General features: G+C 38.0%; 16 protein-coding genes. 13 read left to right on the forward strand and 3 right to left on the reverse strand.

Annotated features, from left to right (window positions below):
- The 10 genes from ACTJIV_RS17490 to ACTJIV_RS17535 all read left to right on the forward strand — a co-directional run bounded on the left by ACTJIV_RS17490 (position 1) and on the right by ACTJIV_RS17535 (position 10,211).
- Entirely contained in the window at positions 1-171 is a 171-nt protein-coding gene (locus ACTJIV_RS17490; RefSeq protein ID WP_157963379.1) for a hypothetical protein, read from the forward strand.
- 64 nt (positions 172-235) lie between these two features.
- Positions 236-1,210: a DUF2931 family protein gene (locus ACTJIV_RS17495; RefSeq protein WP_440628951.1), complete on the forward strand. Its 975-nt coding sequence runs from the start codon at positions 236-238 to the stop codon at positions 1,208-1,210.
- Between the two features lie 51 nt (positions 1,211-1,261).
- Entirely contained in the window at positions 1,262-2,680 is a 1,419-nt protein-coding gene (locus ACTJIV_RS17500; protein WP_223559942.1) for a T6SS phospholipase effector Tle1-like catalytic domain-containing protein, read from the forward strand.
- Between the two features lie 55 nt (positions 2,681-2,735).
- Positions 2,736-3,776 (forward strand): hypothetical protein, encoded by a 1,041-nt coding sequence (locus ACTJIV_RS17505; RefSeq protein ID WP_440628953.1) that lies wholly within the window; start codon positions 2,736-2,738, stop codon positions 3,774-3,776.
- A gap of 17 nt (positions 3,777-3,793) precedes the next feature.
- Positions 3,794-4,834 (forward strand): hypothetical protein, encoded by a 1,041-nt coding sequence (locus tag ACTJIV_RS17510; RefSeq protein WP_440628955.1) that lies wholly within the window; start codon positions 3,794-3,796, stop codon positions 4,832-4,834.
- Positions 4,835-4,836: 2 nt separating this feature from the next.
- On the forward strand, positions 4,837-5,325 hold the full coding sequence (locus ACTJIV_RS17515; RefSeq protein WP_440628957.1) for a DUF4280 domain-containing protein: 489 nt from the start codon (positions 4,837-4,839) through the stop codon (positions 5,323-5,325).
- Between the two features lie 11 nt (positions 5,326-5,336).
- Entirely contained in the window at positions 5,337-8,000 is a 2,664-nt protein-coding gene (locus tag ACTJIV_RS17520; protein WP_111956817.1) for an OmpA family protein, read from the forward strand.
- 8 nt (positions 8,001-8,008) lie between these two features.
- A complete protein-coding gene (locus tag ACTJIV_RS17525; RefSeq protein ID WP_440628959.1) occupies positions 8,009-8,824 on the forward strand; it encodes a hypothetical protein in 816 nt (271 codons plus the stop codon).
- A 12-nt stretch (positions 8,825-8,836) separates the two neighbouring features.
- Positions 8,837-9,493 carry a hypothetical protein gene (locus ACTJIV_RS17530; protein WP_440628961.1) on the forward strand — a complete coding sequence of 219 codons (657 nt, stop codon included), beginning with the start codon at positions 8,837-8,839 and terminating at the stop codon, positions 9,491-9,493.
- 64 nt (positions 9,494-9,557) lie between these two features.
- Positions 9,558-10,211 (forward strand): hypothetical protein, encoded by a 654-nt coding sequence (locus ACTJIV_RS17535; RefSeq protein WP_111956823.1) that lies wholly within the window; start codon positions 9,558-9,560, stop codon positions 10,209-10,211.
- Positions 10,212-10,286: 75 nt separating this feature from the next.
- Here the strand turns inward: ACTJIV_RS17535 and ACTJIV_RS17540 are convergent, their stop codons facing one another.
- The 3 genes from ACTJIV_RS17540 to ACTJIV_RS17550 all read right to left on the reverse strand — a co-directional run bounded on the left by ACTJIV_RS17540 (position 10,287) and on the right by ACTJIV_RS17550 (position 12,851).
- Complete coding sequence (locus tag ACTJIV_RS17540; protein ID WP_440628963.1) at positions 10,287-11,813, reverse strand: endonuclease; 1,527 nt, start codon at positions 11,811-11,813, stop codon at positions 10,287-10,289.
- Positions 11,814-12,139: 326 nt separating this feature from the next.
- Positions 12,140-12,667, reverse strand: coding sequence for a DUF4136 domain-containing protein (locus ACTJIV_RS17545; protein ID WP_111956827.1), 528 nt, complete (start codon positions 12,665-12,667; stop codon positions 12,140-12,142).
- A gap of 1 nt (position 12,668) precedes the next feature.
- Positions 12,669-12,851 (reverse strand): DUF5522 domain-containing protein, encoded by a 183-nt coding sequence (locus tag ACTJIV_RS17550; RefSeq protein ID WP_048502239.1) that lies wholly within the window; start codon positions 12,849-12,851, stop codon positions 12,669-12,671.
- A gap of 40 nt (positions 12,852-12,891) precedes the next feature.
- On the opposite strand from ACTJIV_RS17550, the gene ACTJIV_RS17555 reads away from it, so the two are divergent.
- The 3 genes from ACTJIV_RS17555 to ACTJIV_RS17565 all read left to right on the forward strand — a co-directional run bounded on the left by ACTJIV_RS17555 (position 12,892) and on the right by ACTJIV_RS17565 (position 15,544).
- Entirely contained in the window at positions 12,892-13,218 is a 327-nt protein-coding gene (locus ACTJIV_RS17555) for a hypothetical protein (protein ID WP_111956829.1), read from the forward strand.
- Between the two features lie 339 nt (positions 13,219-13,557).
- Entirely contained in the window at positions 13,558-14,466 is a 909-nt protein-coding gene (locus tag ACTJIV_RS17560; protein ID WP_440628967.1) for a 1-aminocyclopropane-1-carboxylate deaminase/D-cysteine desulfhydrase, read from the forward strand.
- Between the two features lie 16 nt (positions 14,467-14,482).
- Complete coding sequence (locus tag ACTJIV_RS17565; RefSeq protein WP_111956833.1) at positions 14,483-15,544, forward strand: glucosaminidase domain-containing protein; 1,062 nt, start codon at positions 14,483-14,485, stop codon at positions 15,542-15,544.
- Positions 15,545-15,573 lie beyond the last annotated feature (29 nt).

Consider the following 15,573-nt stretch of genomic DNA (forward strand, 5'->3'; position numbering starts at 1 on the left):
ATGGCGATCATCAAAACAGCTAAGAATATACAGATAAAAGTCACAGACTCTTATCATCTGAATGTTGGCAAAAAGGTTGAAAAAATTGCCCAGAAAATTAATGTGGAAGCACAGAAAAACAATCTTGTTTTGGCAAGCAATAAGAAAATAATGTCTCATGGAAACAAGTAAATTAAGAATTCTGATTCTTTTTATTGTAAGTAGTTTCTCGTTAATCAATTGTCAAAATAAAAAAATGGAACAAAAATACAGCTGGTTGGGAACCCTTTCGGCACCGCAGGAATATCCGATGGAAATTTACAAAGGAGCTCTCATCGCAGATGATTTTACCTACGGCTTCGATGCCATCTGGGGTACACAGAATACAGGCTGGGGAAATGAAGGCGGAACAATGAGTGTAGAAACCAGCCAGATGGATATTCCCCACAAGCTGGAATTTACCTGGTATTCTCTGGTGGAAAATAAATTCTATACCGGAAAATGGGACCTGGATAAAGAAAAAATAAAAGATCTTTTCGATAAAGGTTTTATAGATCAGGATAATGGTAAAAAGACCACATACAGTAATTTCATTGTTGGTCTTGCCCCAAAAGGACGGGTGGTTTTATGGATCAACGGTCCGGGAAACCAGAAAGAAGTAGGTGCTTTTCAGGCTCATGATACCATTATTACCAAAGAAAAAGCATACGAAAACGCACAGTATATGCTGAAAGAAGGTTTCGCAGACAGAATGCTGAAAGATCCGTCTTATGAAACATTTAAGCCTGAGATCAGAGCTAAAATAGAAAAAGAAGGGTATCCAGCCCCGGATCTCTATGAAGTATACAGAGAAAAATATAACTGGAAACCCTCAGTTACTTTGCCGGAAGGCGGTGAGTGGATTGATTTCGGATTCACTAATTACAATGGGGAACAGGAAAACCTCTTCGGGGAAAGCCTGACAGCTGATACTTATAAAAAACGGGCTGCCCCAAAATTCTGCGGTTTTTACTGGAGGGATAAGAATAAAAAAAGATACGGCGTATGGGTAGACTCTTTTGATGAAAAAGAAATTTTTGAATTATTCAGGAAACTCGGAAATGAAAAAAATATAGACTTAATCATTAAAGTCAATGCAGATAATACAGGAGCTAATCTATCATTAAAGAGCGAGAAAGAAGAACTTCCGGTTACAAAAGCAAAAATCAGGCTTTCGCGTGCAATAGAATAATATCCTTCATAAAATTATAATCAGTCTGTCAACAAAAATAAAATAAGAACGATGCACAATAATAAATTTGGAGATTATACACCGGAAATATCCAAAGAGGAAGTGTTAGACATTACTCTTGGGATGTTTTTTGACGGAACTTTGAATAATAAAACCAATACCATAGAAAGAAGAAACAAAACTGCCGACTACAAGAAAAATGGAGGCTCACCCACCGATAACAACAGTTATAATAACGACTGGAGCAATGTGGCGCGTTTATGGGACAATTATGATAAAAATTTTGGCATTTACATTGAAGGTATCGGTACAGAAGATAAAGAAGAAGATTCTATGCTTGGCTATGCCTTCGGAACAGGTGCTACCGGGATCCGTGGGAAGGTGAGAAAAGGCTGCGAAGAGATCGTAAAAAAAGTAAAAAATATAAAGAATGCAAAAAAAGCAGATAAAATTGCAGTCCTTACTTTTGATGTTTTCGGTTTCAGCAGGGGTGCTGCTGCTGCCCGTAATTTCGTCCATGAAATAGGTAAATCCAAATATAAAGCGACCACCACTACTGTTTCCCATCAAGGTGTCACGGTAACTGCCCGTTACGACAGCGACGGTACCGGAGGAATACAAAGTGAAGAGCTTCCGAAATGGGGCCATCTGGGACTTAAGCTGCAGGAGGCCGGAATTACAGTGGATGTGCTGAAAGTGAGGTTTCTGGGTATTTATGATACCGTTTCCTCCTATTCAAAAAACTTTTCTGCCACGCCGAACTTTCATAATGACGTAGAAGAACTGAGCCTGAATGATATCGGTAGAGCACAGAGCGTAATTCATTTTGTGGCAGAAAATGAACACAGGGAAAATTTCGACCTCACGAATGTGCATGTAGGAATAGAAAAAATATTTCCCGGCGTTCATTGTGATGTAGGAGGAGCTTACGAAAATGGCCCGGAAATCTGGGAAGAACTTGAAACATCCTGGACAACCAGCACAAAATTAAAGGCCTTTAGAAGCGAGCTTATAGCAGAATCCTGGTATAAAGAAGAAGAACTTACCATTACTCCGGGCTTTTATCTGTCGTTAAGGGGAGAACGTAAGCTTATAAAAAAAACATACAGCTATATTCCGTTACATTTTATGGCAGAATATGGTGTTCAGAAAACAGTTCCCCTGACTTTAAAGAAAATTACTGACGAAAAGTATTCCATTTCATCAGATGCCCTGCTGGTAAGAATAAAAAACCGCTTAAGACCTTATGCAATGGGAGATGGAAAACAGTACATTTTTAAGCGGTATAAAGATCTTGAAAGAGCATACGGCGGAATACCTATACCGGAACATAAATATGCTGACTATCAGAAAGAGATGAAAGAACAGGATGACTTGAGAACATTAAGAAACACGTACCTTCACAGGTCAGCAAGAAGAGAAGGGATAGGAATGGATCCGACACCGGACAGAGTAAGAGTGCTCCATTAATGGCTTATCATAAACAAGCAAAATAAGAAAGAGAATACGAAGCCGGATTATTTTTATGCAGAAATTTAATATACATACTGTTCAGAAAGGAGAAAGCTTAAAAAGCATAAGTCTGCTGTACAATTTAGACGCAGGTGCTTTAAAGTTATTTCATAATAACCACTGCAACGTAAAAGATATGATTCTGATTGAGCTCACGGGGCAGAAAGAAATTTTTCTTCCCAGGACGGCTGTAACGGATAAAAACAGACTGGTAAAGTTCGGCCAGGCAAACAGCCTGATCTTTCAGCCGGAGAGCTCATTCAGCAGATATGGAGTTACGGTGACTATTGAAAATAATGATCATAAAAATGAACTGAAATACGAAACATCGGTACGCTGGCTGAAAAAGGAAAATAAGCTTCATTTTTTTGAAATAGACAGAACTTCCAATCTGTATCTGAACGAAGAGGAAGTAAATGAAATAGCTGATCTCCTGGCATATAAAACATCCAAAGTTTTGTATCCCTTACAGATCAGTGTCGATGAGCAGGGGAAATTTAATGCAGTGGAAAATTTTTCAGTCTTTAAAGAAAGGTGGGCAGCTGTAAAAGAGGAAGTTTATAAAGAGTTTGAAGGCGAAACGGTAGACACCTACTGTGAAAAGATAGAAAAAATAATAGATGAGCCTGATGTGATCAGTCTTTATCTTAAAAATGATTATTTCATCAGAACATTATTTTTCGGGGTTTATCAGAGCTTTGGACAGAATTATGAGACAAAGCTAATAGAAAGTTTCCCTGTGGTAGATAATCCGGTAGAGCCGAAGTATGAAATAAAACTGGAGATTGATCCACTGAAAGGAGAATCAGGCTTGATTAATGTAGAAGGCGAAGGCAGATTAAACGATGAGAGAAGCATATATGATTTCGTAAATAAAGCTCCTTTTTCCATGATCATTGAAGATAATCCGGAGATGAATCATGAAGGGAATTTCAGGATAGTGTATTATCTGAACGGGCAAAATTTACTTGTAAAATCCATGTATTTAGAATGTGATATCCAACTTGAGAAGAAAAAGAAAATAGCAGTAGTCATTGCGATGCTGACTGAATAATTAAAAAAACTACCAAAATGAAAATTAAACCAAATCATAAATTTTCCATATTTGTTTTTATATTGAGTTTTAGCCTGTATTTCGGGCAAAAAGTGGAATTTAATGTCCCGCAAGATATCGAGACCTTACAAAACTCTATTTTTTATTTCCAGAATGACTTCACCAAAGATGAAGCTAAAGCTGCCGCAGCATCCGACAGAGATTTTTCAACCACTGTCGATCTTTATAATCTGAAATATGATGCAGATACCAAAAATCCTTATCTGGATCTGGCATTAAAAAGCGGTTCGAAGCCTAAACAGTTTATCCAGCAGGCGGTATGGAATGTCAATTTGAAAAAGATCTCTGCAAAAAGCACGAAAGTCACCGTTTTTCTTGAAAAAGTAATTCCGGACAGCTGGTCGAAGAAAGAGGTAGATACAAAACTGACCAAATCTACTGGGAAAGTGGAGAAAGAGATTAAAGAATTTCTTTTAACCTACAAACACACAGAACCTTCAAATGATTATGATGCATCATTAACTGACAGCGTAGCTGCCACAACCTATACTACCGCAGTAACTACAACGGATATGATTGAAGAAAATCCGAAGCAGAAAAAAGTGTCAAAAAAACTACAGACTCTGTTCGGGAAAAAACAGTTTATAGCGTTACCGGCCACGTCCGATACCTTCACAAAACTGTTACACGTAAGTCCAAGTGAATTGGAATGCAAAGACTGCAAAGGTGGAAAATATTCCAATTGGGATTTTGATGATTTCAATATGATCTACGCAAATATGAGCACTGGCCTGGAATATTATGCCATTCAATATTACGGGCAGGATATGGTTTCAGGATTACCTCATGGACTGGTATTCAATGACAGCTCACCATCAGAATGTAAGCAGAAATTTTCAAGGTATAACGCAAAGCTTTATCAGACCGTAGGAGATACAAATGAAAATTCAGAAAAAGCTCTAACCGTTGTTACTTTCAAGATGAATTCCTCCTTTGTCCGCCTGGAATTCGGGAATGAATATTTAACCAGAGTAGTAATTTCAAATAAAGAATTTTAGCCATGGCAGAAAAACATATTGTAGTACAGGGTGCTATCTGCAAATGCCAGTTCGGACAGCTTCCGGACAAACTCAAAGTGCTATCACACCAGAAAGAATACGCTAATGATAAAAATGCTTCCAAAAAACTTATCGTAACCACAAAAGAAATAGGTGCGGCTACATTTGAAAAAAATACCTTCGGAAACTGTATCAAAATGGGAGTTCCGCCGCCGCCATGCAAAATCATGGTAACAGAGTGGAAAGATTTTTATGAAAAAGTGCAGCTTAATAACGGCGGCTATATTATTGTAGAAACCAGCAAAGCCATCTGTGCCATTGCCGGGACGCCGTGTATTGAGATCATAGACCACGGACAGAGAACGGAAGGTAGCCCGCAAAATTTTAAAAATGCAGACAAGGATGTACAGCAGCAGATCAATCCACTGGTGGATTCTGAAGAAATGTATAAAGAACAGCCTGAATATGGCGGGCAGGATGGTGTAATCTAAACGATAAAGAAATGGCAAAAGGAGTAAAAAAAATAAAGATTACAAAAGGTAGATATTATCCGAAAATGTCTGTTCCGGGTCAGAGAGTTACTATTGTCCCGAACCAGGATGTCACTTTCCAGGTAGAAGAATGGCTGCCGGATACAACGGCCGAAGATAAAAAGAAACCCGTGATTTGGATGAGGCAGACCAACGACCGCAAAATTATTATCTATCAGGCTCCATCTACCACAGGCTATAAATTCAGTATTGATAAACAGTACTGCGGAAGTTATCAATTCTACATTGAGGCAAGTTTTTCAGGAAAGAGAGATACCAAAAATAATGTGGGACTTTATGTGAAAGGGTGGTGCGAACCCAAAATTGTTACCAGTAAATGGACTACCCAGAGAGGAAGCAAGACCAGCATTAAAAACCAGAATAAAGTCAATCATATTTCCTACGGTCATATCGTATATCTTAACCTGACCACAGAAGGTCTTAATGGAAATACGCTGACTATTGAACTTTGGAACCAACAGTCTGCAAAAGATGACAAGCTGGTTCATGTATACAATAATGTACAGGTTATAGATGGTGAGGTCAATTTAAAAATAGAAAATACCTACTCATGGATGGCACATGTAGATAACATCCAGAACGTAGAAGAGTTTTATGTCAAAGTAAAAGATTCCGCTTCCAAAAAGTACATCAAAGATAATCTGGGTGATGATCTTCATGCCATCTACCTGAATGTGAAAAATAAAGTCGTTACCACCAACGCCAATGTCAGTAAAAATCAGACCCCTACAAAAGTATACAAGCCGGATGTAAATTCCGTCCGTCAGGAACCCTGCAGGTTTGAAGTGATAAAGATCACCGAAACCGAAGTGAAAGACGGAAAAGCCAGTAGTACAACCGTGATGGTTTTTGATAATGGTAAAGGAATAAAAAAGGCACAATCTGCAGCCTTGCAGGAACGTATCGAGAGAACGATTTATTATAAATTCGATTCCACGGTAATAGATAAAAACGGGGAAGCTATACTTAACAATGTGCTTAAGTTTCTTCTTGAGCATAAAGACTCTACCATGAATCTCAGCGGTTATGCCTGCGTTATTGGGAAACAGAATCACAATAAAGGACTGTCCCAAAGGAGAGCAGACGTTGTAAAGAAATTTTTTGCAGACGGAGGCCTTGATCCGGGAAGAATCATTTCCGTTGGTAAAGGAGAAGTAGATCCTACCGATGATAAAATGGGCAGGGATAATATCAAATACAAAAATGAGAAAGACTACGAAAACAACCGTAGAGTAGACATCTCTTTTGTATTTAATGCCCACGATGCCCAGACTGTTAATTACGAAGTGGTGGCTCCTACAGAGTCAACAAAAAAAGATATCACTATTGATATCACAGGATTTGATACCACTGAATGCTATCGCGACAGCAAAGGCAAACATAAAAAGCAGATCCTGATGGTTGATGTCGGTCAGGCAATAGATAAAGGAGATACCAAACAGACTTTCGCTCCATCATCCTTTAATTATAAAGTGTATTCGAATATATCCAGGTTAAATGCTGCTCCCATACAGTATATCTGGCCTATAGCGACCAATCCGAACCAGTTTCACATGCACATTCACAGCTGCAGGTATTTCAGCAATGATAAGAGAACAACGGTTTTAATCAAAGCATATCCGGATATTAAATGGGAACTGGCACTGGAATTTCAGGTCAATGTATCCAACTACAAAGCGGCCAATATGCCGGCAGGAAACATATTTGCCAAACATCAGGAAAAATCCAGGCAGGCAGGCTACAAAAGATGGAGGATGAATGAAACCGGAAAAGTCCCGATTAACATAGGAGTAGGATTATCCGCAGAATGGGATGCCGGCAGGGAAAAAAGAAGTTTCACCAACGAATTTGCCGATAAGATAGAGCTGGTCGCAAAAATGATTGCCACCGCTGTCAATATCGTTCAGAATGCCATAAATTATGCACAGAGTGCCGCAAAAGAAACTGCTATTCCAGTTGGTTTTAATCTCAGATATCCCAAATTTACTGTTGTAGGAAAATGGTATCTGGAAAGAATCAATGAGAGAGCTGCTTTAAGTGTAATCGGAGAAGTAGGATTTGGCTTCAAACCTCTGATAGGGGCAGAAGTTGTTATTGATATCATTGGTGCAGCTATTGCCGTAGCGTCTTATGGAGCAACAGGTAACCCCGCCGCTGCGAAAATTATTAATAAATTTAGAGGCGGATTAGAAAAACTTGGAGCTTCAGTTACCTTTACAGCTACATTTTATGGTGAGCTTGAAATTATGGTGGATGCCCTGAAAATTGACAGTATCAACGGGATCAATATGCAGGGTAAAACCACGATCGGCGGGAAAATGGGTGCTACAATAGAACTCAGTATCAGCATTGAAGTAGGAACCGTAAAAGGAACCAAAGTGAAACCTATCGCTACATTTAAAGCGGCGGCTAAAGCTGATTCCTATTTTGGAGGTGACTTCGTCATAGATTCAGATACCACAGGATTATTTATCCAGCCCATTTTGAAGTTTTCAGGAGTTGTTCTTTCCGTAGAGATAGAAGGGGAAGTAGGTTGGTGGAAAAGTAATTTCAAAGTAGAAGAAAAGGTGATGAAAGAAGAGACTTACTATATGGATAAAAAATATTTAACTTAAATTCAGGTATGCATAATTTTAAAAAACCATTATATTCCGTTTATCCCAGAATGTATTGTTCGGGAACTATTTATGTGAATGATGTTCCTGTCATAGACTGGTACGGAGATGAGACAAAAGAAGGCGGGTTTGGAGGAGATACCATGATCAACCAGGCACTGCTTCAGAGCGGGAAATATCAGGTAGTTGGGAAAATGTATCCGCGATTGGGTAAAAATGTTTTGGATGAGGATGATACCCTGTCGGTAGATTTCTTTTGTGCAGATTTTGATAACTGGAAAGCATCCCGTGCTGAATTTCGCCCTAAAATGGAATCCCCATGGGACGGACTGACAGAGAATGTCCAACACCCGACTTTTAATGTTGCCGGCGAAATAGAAGTGGAACTTCCTTTTGTACTGGATGGTTGGCAGCATTCAGTAGATTTTAAAGACATGAAAAAAGAAGACCTCTTCAGCGATGTTTTCAGATACTATAAGCAGATACGCGCAGTATTGGTTGAACATAATGTCGGAAAATACCTGGAAATGTCTCATGACAAAATGCAGCTTCAGGAGCAGGCTTTATATTATACTGAAGATCGGAAAAAAAGATTTTTAGACAGTGCCGGTCAATTGTTTGGACAGAATTTAGCAGTTGAAGAACTTAATGAAGCCGATCTGCACTTGGAAATCATGGGCTATGGTAAATTGGTAAGACTCATGAGAAAAGACGGATCTCAGCCGCTCCAGTTTAAAAGCCCCGACCTTGAAAAGCAAGGCAATATTGAAATGGAGGTCAAGCTTCACATGAGAACGAAAGAAAAAGGATTTAGTATTATTTAAATTATCCGGATCATGACTTTTTTTGGAGGTTTCGTAGCGGTGGTTGTTCTGTTTTCCGTATTCTTAGGATACAGGATTTTTTCAAAAATTTCGGATAGAAAGCATGATTCCGGAAAAACAGGAGGTTTTCTTGAGAAGGCCTTTCTTTTGTTTTTTATTTCGTTAATAATGATTTCCATCAATGCTTTAACGTTCATTTTATCCTACTCATTTTTTTGGGAGAAGGCCTACAGAACTTTTGATGAACCCCAATACACTGCAACAGTGATTGGATATAAGAAAGAAATCACAAAAGCTAAAAACTTTCCAAGTTCCTCTACCTACAGTGACAGAGCTATTTTTTTTCCGAAAGTAGAATATATTGATATGGAAGGCAAAAAAGTGGTGAAAACACTTGATATTACAAGCAATAACCCACCCGAACTGGGAGAGAAAATAAAAATTACAGATGCGGAAAATAAGGACAGTACAAATGCTGTGGAACTGGATTGGATAGTGTTGGCCGGTGGAGGTGTTTTTACAGGAGTTGCCGCTTTTTTTGCGGCACTGCTTGCTACTTACGGTACATCATATAACATGAAAAAAAGAGTAAAATGGTCTCTGGGTGTAGGGCTGGCACTTACTTTGATCAATGTATGCTGCATTCTGTTCATCTATTTAAAACAGTAAAATAGTTGACCTGTTTCTCTGCAAGAATTTGTGAATGACATTAATAAATCAAATATAAAGTATTATGAAAAAAGGAAAATTCTTGGCATTAATTTTCATTGTATTGATCAATATCTGCTGCGGAAATAAATCATTTGATCTTTCATCTGTCTCTTTAGGGGAAGATGCAAAAAAATATGATCTTGAAAATAAAGATATATTTCTGAAAGATAAAGGAAGCAAACCGGATGTTATACAATACTATGCAGATGAAAATAAAGGATTGACGTATGGCGGAATTCTTCTGGACAATACCATGGGAACAAGAATTACCGTATTCAAAGGTAAAGTAAGTGCAATCGACACCAATGCCGCTGAAAAAAACTCTTTGGAGTTTGTTGAAAAAATTGCAGGAAAACATGGAAAACCTACCGCTACAGTGACAGATAAAGCAACTGTAGATGCTAAAATGGTAAAGCAGATTTTTGAAAAGCTGAAGAAAGTGGCACCGGATAAGGTATCATGGAACCAGGGTGAGAAAAACTCATTTACCTATCCTACTTCTTTTTTCTGGGACGACGGGAAAAACTATTCCATACTGAGTATTTCTATTGAGGACGATGGAAGAATCAGAAATAAATATGTAACCGTAACCAAAGATGCCTACAGAAATGATGTGGTTTTCGGATTAAAATATCCTACTCCGCAGGGATCTCCCTGGTATCAGTATATGAAATAGTAGAAACACTATTTTTTAAATAAAAAAAAGCCGGCTCAAAACCTTGAGCCGGCTATATTATTTTTAATCAACAGATTATTTTACAATGAATTTCAAAGCAGACTGGTCAAGCTTTAAAATATAAACACCCTGCTCAAGGTTTTTGATCTTAATAGAGTTTCCGTTTTTAAAAGGACTGTTAATGCTCTCAAGCGCTTTTCCCTGAAGATTAACGATCTCTGCCTTTTTAATATTCCGGGTGTCACCTTGTACAAAAATTTCCTGTCCTGAAATCGGGTTAGGAGATATCTGAAGTTCCTGAACTGTGATTTCATTTGCTGAGACTTTTTGAGCCATTCTTGCAGTTCCTGAATAACACGTCCATTTAAGGTCGTCAATAGCCACTCTGTTGCTCGATGAGCTGTTAGTAAGGCTTACCGTAACATTCCCGGTGATATTGATATTATTGATGGTTGTAGTGGTAGCAGTGGCACTGTAAGGCACTGTTCCTACTGTTGTACCGTTTACTTTTACATCAAAAGTTCCGCTTGTTCCCGAAAACTTAAGCTGAGTTGTTACCGTCAGTGATCCGATACCGTTGGCCGAGCTTCCCGAAGTTAAAGAACCGTTTCTTACCGTAATAGCCTGGCCGTTGATGGTCTGGTCAGTTCTTGCATCTGTAGCAGTCCATGAAATACCGCTGCCCGTCCAGGTTCTTGTTAGATAAGAAGCACTGCTGGCGGTAGGAATTGTTCCGAATGTTTCATTGATGCATTCTGTTCCAGGAGTAGGAGTTCCGGGATCCGTGGTTCCAGGACTGGAGCCCCAGATCTGACCTACATAACTAGGATTGTCGATAAACGGGTTTCTATTCCCCTGGAAAGTATAAGAAGCATTATTTCTATTGATTTCAGCTTGTGAAACAGGATCTTGACTGTGCCATGCCAGAAGAACATTCAGTTCCCAGGTCTGTAGCCCGGGAAATGTTGAACTGCCCAGCATATTACCTGAAGAAAAAGAAGAAAGTTTGCTCTGATAACGGGTTACAAAGTAAAAGATCATCCTTGCCACATCCCCTTTAAACTCGTCAATTGGTTCAAAAACAGTTCCTGCATATCCTGAAGACGAAGAACTGCCCAGTTTTGAGCCGTTTTGAGAGGTAAATGTAGCTGAACCTACCTTTCCGAAAGGATAATTGCTTCTCATCCCGTTTACTTTTCCGTCGGTAGCCCGGATAAAATGAATGTCCGAAACCATAGGAGCAGCCTCACTGAATAAACTCTGCGGAACAATATGTTCCCTGTTATAGCAGTTACCCTCCGTAGAATATGTTCCGCATTGGTTCGTACCGGGGGTATATTTGTAAGGATCAGTCCCGGAAGGTCTTTCCGAATAAATATCCATGATAGAGCCATCATTTTCATAGTTCTTATCAATATCAGTCGTTTTATAACCTGTCCAAAGTCCGCTGTAGCCTTTGTCCTGGTGTCCGTTTGTGATGATAGAACTTAATTCCGTTTTTAACGCTGCACCACTCAGTCCGTTCGCTGAATTGTAGTATCCTGCAGGAGCCTGGGCATTGGCAAGCCCCGCTATTGCAGTAAATAAGATAATTTTTTTCATACAGATAAAATTTCTGTAAGAATACTATATTTTTGCGAATAAAAAATTACATTAGTGTTAATTTTAAGATGTAGCGCATGCAGTTTATGAAGACCAGAATTACTTCAAATGATTGTAGACTCATTTCAATGGCAGGCGATTTATCTAAAGGGGGAATCTAACCGACCTAGGAAGATTCCAGTCTTGAACTTTTCGTTCTTTTGTTTCAAGACAAAAGAACAGGTAAAAAGAAATTTAATGATGTTGAAGCTTTCAGTTATTTTGGATGAAAAAAAACCGGCACAGAAAAACTGCACCGGATTATATATAAAATTGATTTAAATATCTTACTTTCTCTGAGGAGGATAATTTTTCATAATCTCAGCCATGATCTCAGGAATCTGTTTCTGTTTAGCTCTTGGAGAATCCACGGAGATTCCGCTTCCGATACCCTGCCAAACCAGTTTATTGGTTTTAGAATCAATGAGGTCAACAATCAGTGCACCTTCATTATAATTACTTGTCCATGTTCTGCTCATGCCAACACCCCATCCGAAAGGTCCGCCCCATCCCCACATTCCGTAAGGAGAACTATTGTTGATGTCCGTGATTTTTTTATGATTGGCCTTTACGTTAACGATCAGATCAGGATTTTCTCCCGACTGAAGTCCCTTGCTTTGAAGCTGTCTCGATAATTCGTTTAAAACTCTGTCTTTATCAATGTCATTCAGTTTCAGATCGTCAATCCTAATTTTATAAGTCTTGTAAGTCGTAAAATTAGCTGTTTCAGCATAATCCGAACGTACCTGGAACGGGCTGCACGATGTAAGGCCTAATGCAGCCGATGCTAACAAAATAAAAATATATTTTTTCATTTTATTTATTTTTTTTATCGTTTTTAATGAATGTATCAGTCTTTTTATCGTACCCGTAAGGACAGTGTCTGCATCCGCTTTTACAGCAATATCCTCTTTTCAGATGGAATTTTTCCGTAAAAACCTTGTACCCCTGTTCATTATAGTAGAAGTCTTCACCTTCTTTGATGTCATATTGGGCCATAAGTTAAATCTCTAAGTCAAAAAACTTTATATTTGTTAGTATGATAATTATATGCCAAAAGCCATTAAAAAAATTAAAAATTAACGGCATTGCTCTCTTTCCCTTTATCTTCATTAGGAAACCCGAAGATAAGGAAAATAAAGTACTTATCAATCACGAAAAAATCCATTTGAGACAGCAGTTGGAAATGCTTATTATTTTCTTTTATGTTTTTTATGTCATCGAATATTATTACTGGTTTTTTAAACTGAAAGATGGCTTTCTTGCTTATAAAAGAATCTCATTTGAAAGGGAAGCATATGCAAATGAAAGCAATCTGAATTACCTGAAGACAAGAAAAATCTGGAATTTCAGGAAGTATTTGTAGTTAATGTAAAATGTAAAATGTAAAATGTAAAATGTTTACCTTAAAATTCAATAGGGATGGGCTTTAGCTTACCTTCAAAAAATAAACCGCCTTTACCCGGCTTTAGTCAAAACCTAAAATTAAAACACAAATTTCACAAATATTCCCACAAATAATCACAAAAGCAACTTATAAATAAACAATCCATCATCTGTGAAAATCTGTGTCATCTGTAGTCAAAAAAATAGGCATAAATTTTTCTGTGCTCTTTAAATGTAAAAAACAAAATGATTCATGTTGTTATAAATCACACAAAGCAAATCTTTTACTAATTTTGCAGATAATAGTTAAACAACAGAAATGCTATTAAAACCTCCGGCAGAGCCTATTCCCATTCAGGAAATACCTATTTATAAAAATGTAAAGCTATTTATAAAAAGGGAAGACCTTATCCATCCTCAAATCTCAGGAAATAAATACTGGAAGCTTTTTTACAATATCAACAGCTACCTGGAAAAAAATCCTGAAAATCCCTATATCATCACTTTTGGAGGAGCATTTTCCAATCATATTGCTGCCGTTTCTGCTGCAGGAAACCTGTCCGGAATTCCTACGTTGGGAATAATACGAGGGGAAGAACTACAAAATAAATGGAGGGATAATCCTACACTTCTTTTAGCAAAAAGAAACGGGATGAACCTGAAATTTGTAACCCGGGAAGAGTACAGGCATAAAGAAAAATTAACCGAATTTCTGCATAAAGAATTCCCCGACGCTTTAATTGTTCCTGAAGGCGGTACCAATAAAGATGCTGTAGAAGGCGTTAAAATGATGCTCAATGACCAAACAAAAGATTTTGACTATCTTTGCACCGCGGTTGGAACCGGAGGTACAGTTGCGGGAATGGCAAAGTTTTGTGAAGAAGATCAGAAAGTTATAGGATTTAATGTCGTTGAGGATGCTTCACTGGAGAATAAAATTTTAGAATTAACCTCAAGACAGAATTTTAATCTAATAGATTCATGTTTTGGGGGTTATGGTAAAATAAAAGATGAAAACATCCGTTTTATCAATGATTTTAAAGAGAAGTACGGCATTCCTTTGGAGCCGGTGTATACAGGAAAAATGATGCAGAAAGTTTTCGAACTGATTGATAACGGATATTTTCCTGAGAACAGCAGGATTTTGTGCTTTCATACCGGCGGACTGCAGGGTATTGAAGGAGCTAATCTGCTTTTGGAAAAACAGAATAGAAATTTAATTATATAAGTAAAAATTGAAAAACATGAAAAGACTTTTCTCAATCATAAGCCTTTTAGTTTTATCAACATTCTCAGCCCAAACTTGGGCGACTGAAGACCAGTACATTCAAAAATTTGCTAAATATGCAGTAGAAGAAATGGAAAAATATAAAATTCCGGCTTCTATTACATTGGCTCAAGGTCTGTTAGAGACTGGAGGCGGACAGAGCAGACTGGCTCAGGAAGGTAAAAATCACTTCGGAATAAAATGTAAGGAAGACTGGACAGGAAAAACCATGAGGCACACCGATGATGCTCCCAATGAATGTTTCAGGGTTTATGACGATCCCAGACAGTCTTATGAAGACCATTCCATATTTTTATCCACAAGAAAATATTACACCAATCTTTTCAATCTGGATATGAAAGATTACAAAGCGTGGGCACATGGACTTAAAAAAGCAGGCTATGCAACCAATCCCCGCTACGCTTCAATTTTAATCGGTAAAATTGAAAGATACAGACTTTACGAGTATGACGATACCAACTCCAGAGAAGTACTGTATGCCGTTCTTAAAATGTATCCGGACCTGAAAGACGACAGAACATTCATGGCCCAGCTGGAACCTTCAAAAATGACAGTGAAGAAAGCTAAAGATCCTGTTACAGTAGAAGTTCCTTATAAACAAACCTCGTATGCCCAGCAGCAGAAAAGAGTTGAAAAAATCAAAACAAAAGCTGAAATTTTAAATTCAATTCTTATCAAAAGCCATCCGAATGAGGGCTTAAAATACATTGTCATTCCCGAAGATACTAACGTTAAATTCATTGCAGACAAATTCAAGGTAAGCGAAAGCAGACTGATTAAGTGGAATGAGCTTAATAGTGATGTTTTAAAGAAAAATGATATCGTATTTCTTGAATCTAAAAATTCTGCGGGAAATACAGCCATTTATAAAGCTGAATCTGGTGAGGATATGCATGATATTGCTCAAAAATTCGGAATCAAATTAAATAAATTATATGCAAAAAACAGAATGGACGAAGGACAGAAACCGTCTGCTGGTCAGCTGATTTATTTAATTGATAAAAAACCCAGAAACTAATTTTTGTTGCCGGTTTCTCATTGCCAGTT

This window comes from Chryseobacterium sp. 22532, assembly GCF_052044665.1.
Classification (GTDB): domain Bacteria; phylum Bacteroidota; class Bacteroidia; order Flavobacteriales; family Weeksellaceae; genus Chryseobacterium; species Chryseobacterium lathyri.

Excerpts from the sequence above, each read along its gene's own strand:
- ACTJIV_RS17540 (WP_440628963.1), bottom strand. The coding sequence starts at position 11,813 with ATGAAAAAAATTATCTTATTTACTGCAATAGCGGGGCTTGCCAATGCC.
- ACTJIV_RS17505 (WP_440628953.1), top strand. The coding sequence starts at position 2,736 with ATGCAGAAATTTAATATACATACTGTTCAGAAAGGAGAAAGCTTAAAA.
- ACTJIV_RS17530 (WP_440628961.1), top strand. The coding sequence starts at position 8,837 with ATGACTTTTTTTGGAGGTTTCGTAGCGGTGGTTGTTCTGTTTTCCGTA.
- ACTJIV_RS17495 (WP_440628951.1), top strand. The coding sequence starts at position 236 with ATGGAACAAAAATACAGCTGGTTGGGAACCCTTTCGGCACCGCAGGAA.
- ACTJIV_RS17560 (WP_440628967.1), top strand. The coding sequence starts at position 13,558 with ATGCTATTAAAACCTCCGGCAGAGCCTATTCCCATTCAGGAAATACCT.
- ACTJIV_RS17545 (WP_111956827.1), bottom strand. The coding sequence starts at position 12,667 with ATGAAAAAATATATTTTTATTTTGTTAGCATCGGCTGCATTAGGCCTT.
- ACTJIV_RS17500 (WP_223559942.1), top strand. The coding sequence starts at position 1,262 with ATGCACAATAATAAATTTGGAGATTATACACCGGAAATATCCAAAGAG.
- ACTJIV_RS17515 (WP_440628957.1), top strand. The coding sequence starts at position 4,837 with ATGGCAGAAAAACATATTGTAGTACAGGGTGCTATCTGCAAATGCCAG.
- ACTJIV_RS17490 (WP_157963379.1), top strand. The coding sequence starts at position 1 with ATGGCGATCATCAAAACAGCTAAGAATATACAGATAAAAGTCACAGAC.
- ACTJIV_RS17525 (WP_440628959.1), top strand. The coding sequence starts at position 8,009 with ATGCATAATTTTAAAAAACCATTATATTCCGTTTATCCCAGAATGTAT.
- ACTJIV_RS17555 (WP_111956829.1), top strand. The coding sequence starts at position 12,892 with ATGATAATTATATGCCAAAAGCCATTAAAAAAATTAAAAATTAACGGC.
- ACTJIV_RS17565 (WP_111956833.1), top strand. The coding sequence starts at position 14,483 with ATGAAAAGACTTTTCTCAATCATAAGCCTTTTAGTTTTATCAACATTC.
- ACTJIV_RS17520 (WP_111956817.1), top strand. The coding sequence starts at position 5,337 with ATGGCAAAAGGAGTAAAAAAAATAAAGATTACAAAAGGTAGATATTAT.
- ACTJIV_RS17550 (WP_048502239.1), bottom strand. The coding sequence starts at position 12,851 with ATGGCCCAATATGACATCAAAGAAGGTGAAGACTTCTACTATAATGAA.
- ACTJIV_RS17535 (WP_111956823.1), top strand. The coding sequence starts at position 9,558 with ATGAAAAAAGGAAAATTCTTGGCATTAATTTTCATTGTATTGATCAAT.
- ACTJIV_RS17510 (WP_440628955.1), top strand. The coding sequence starts at position 3,794 with ATGAAAATTAAACCAAATCATAAATTTTCCATATTTGTTTTTATATTG.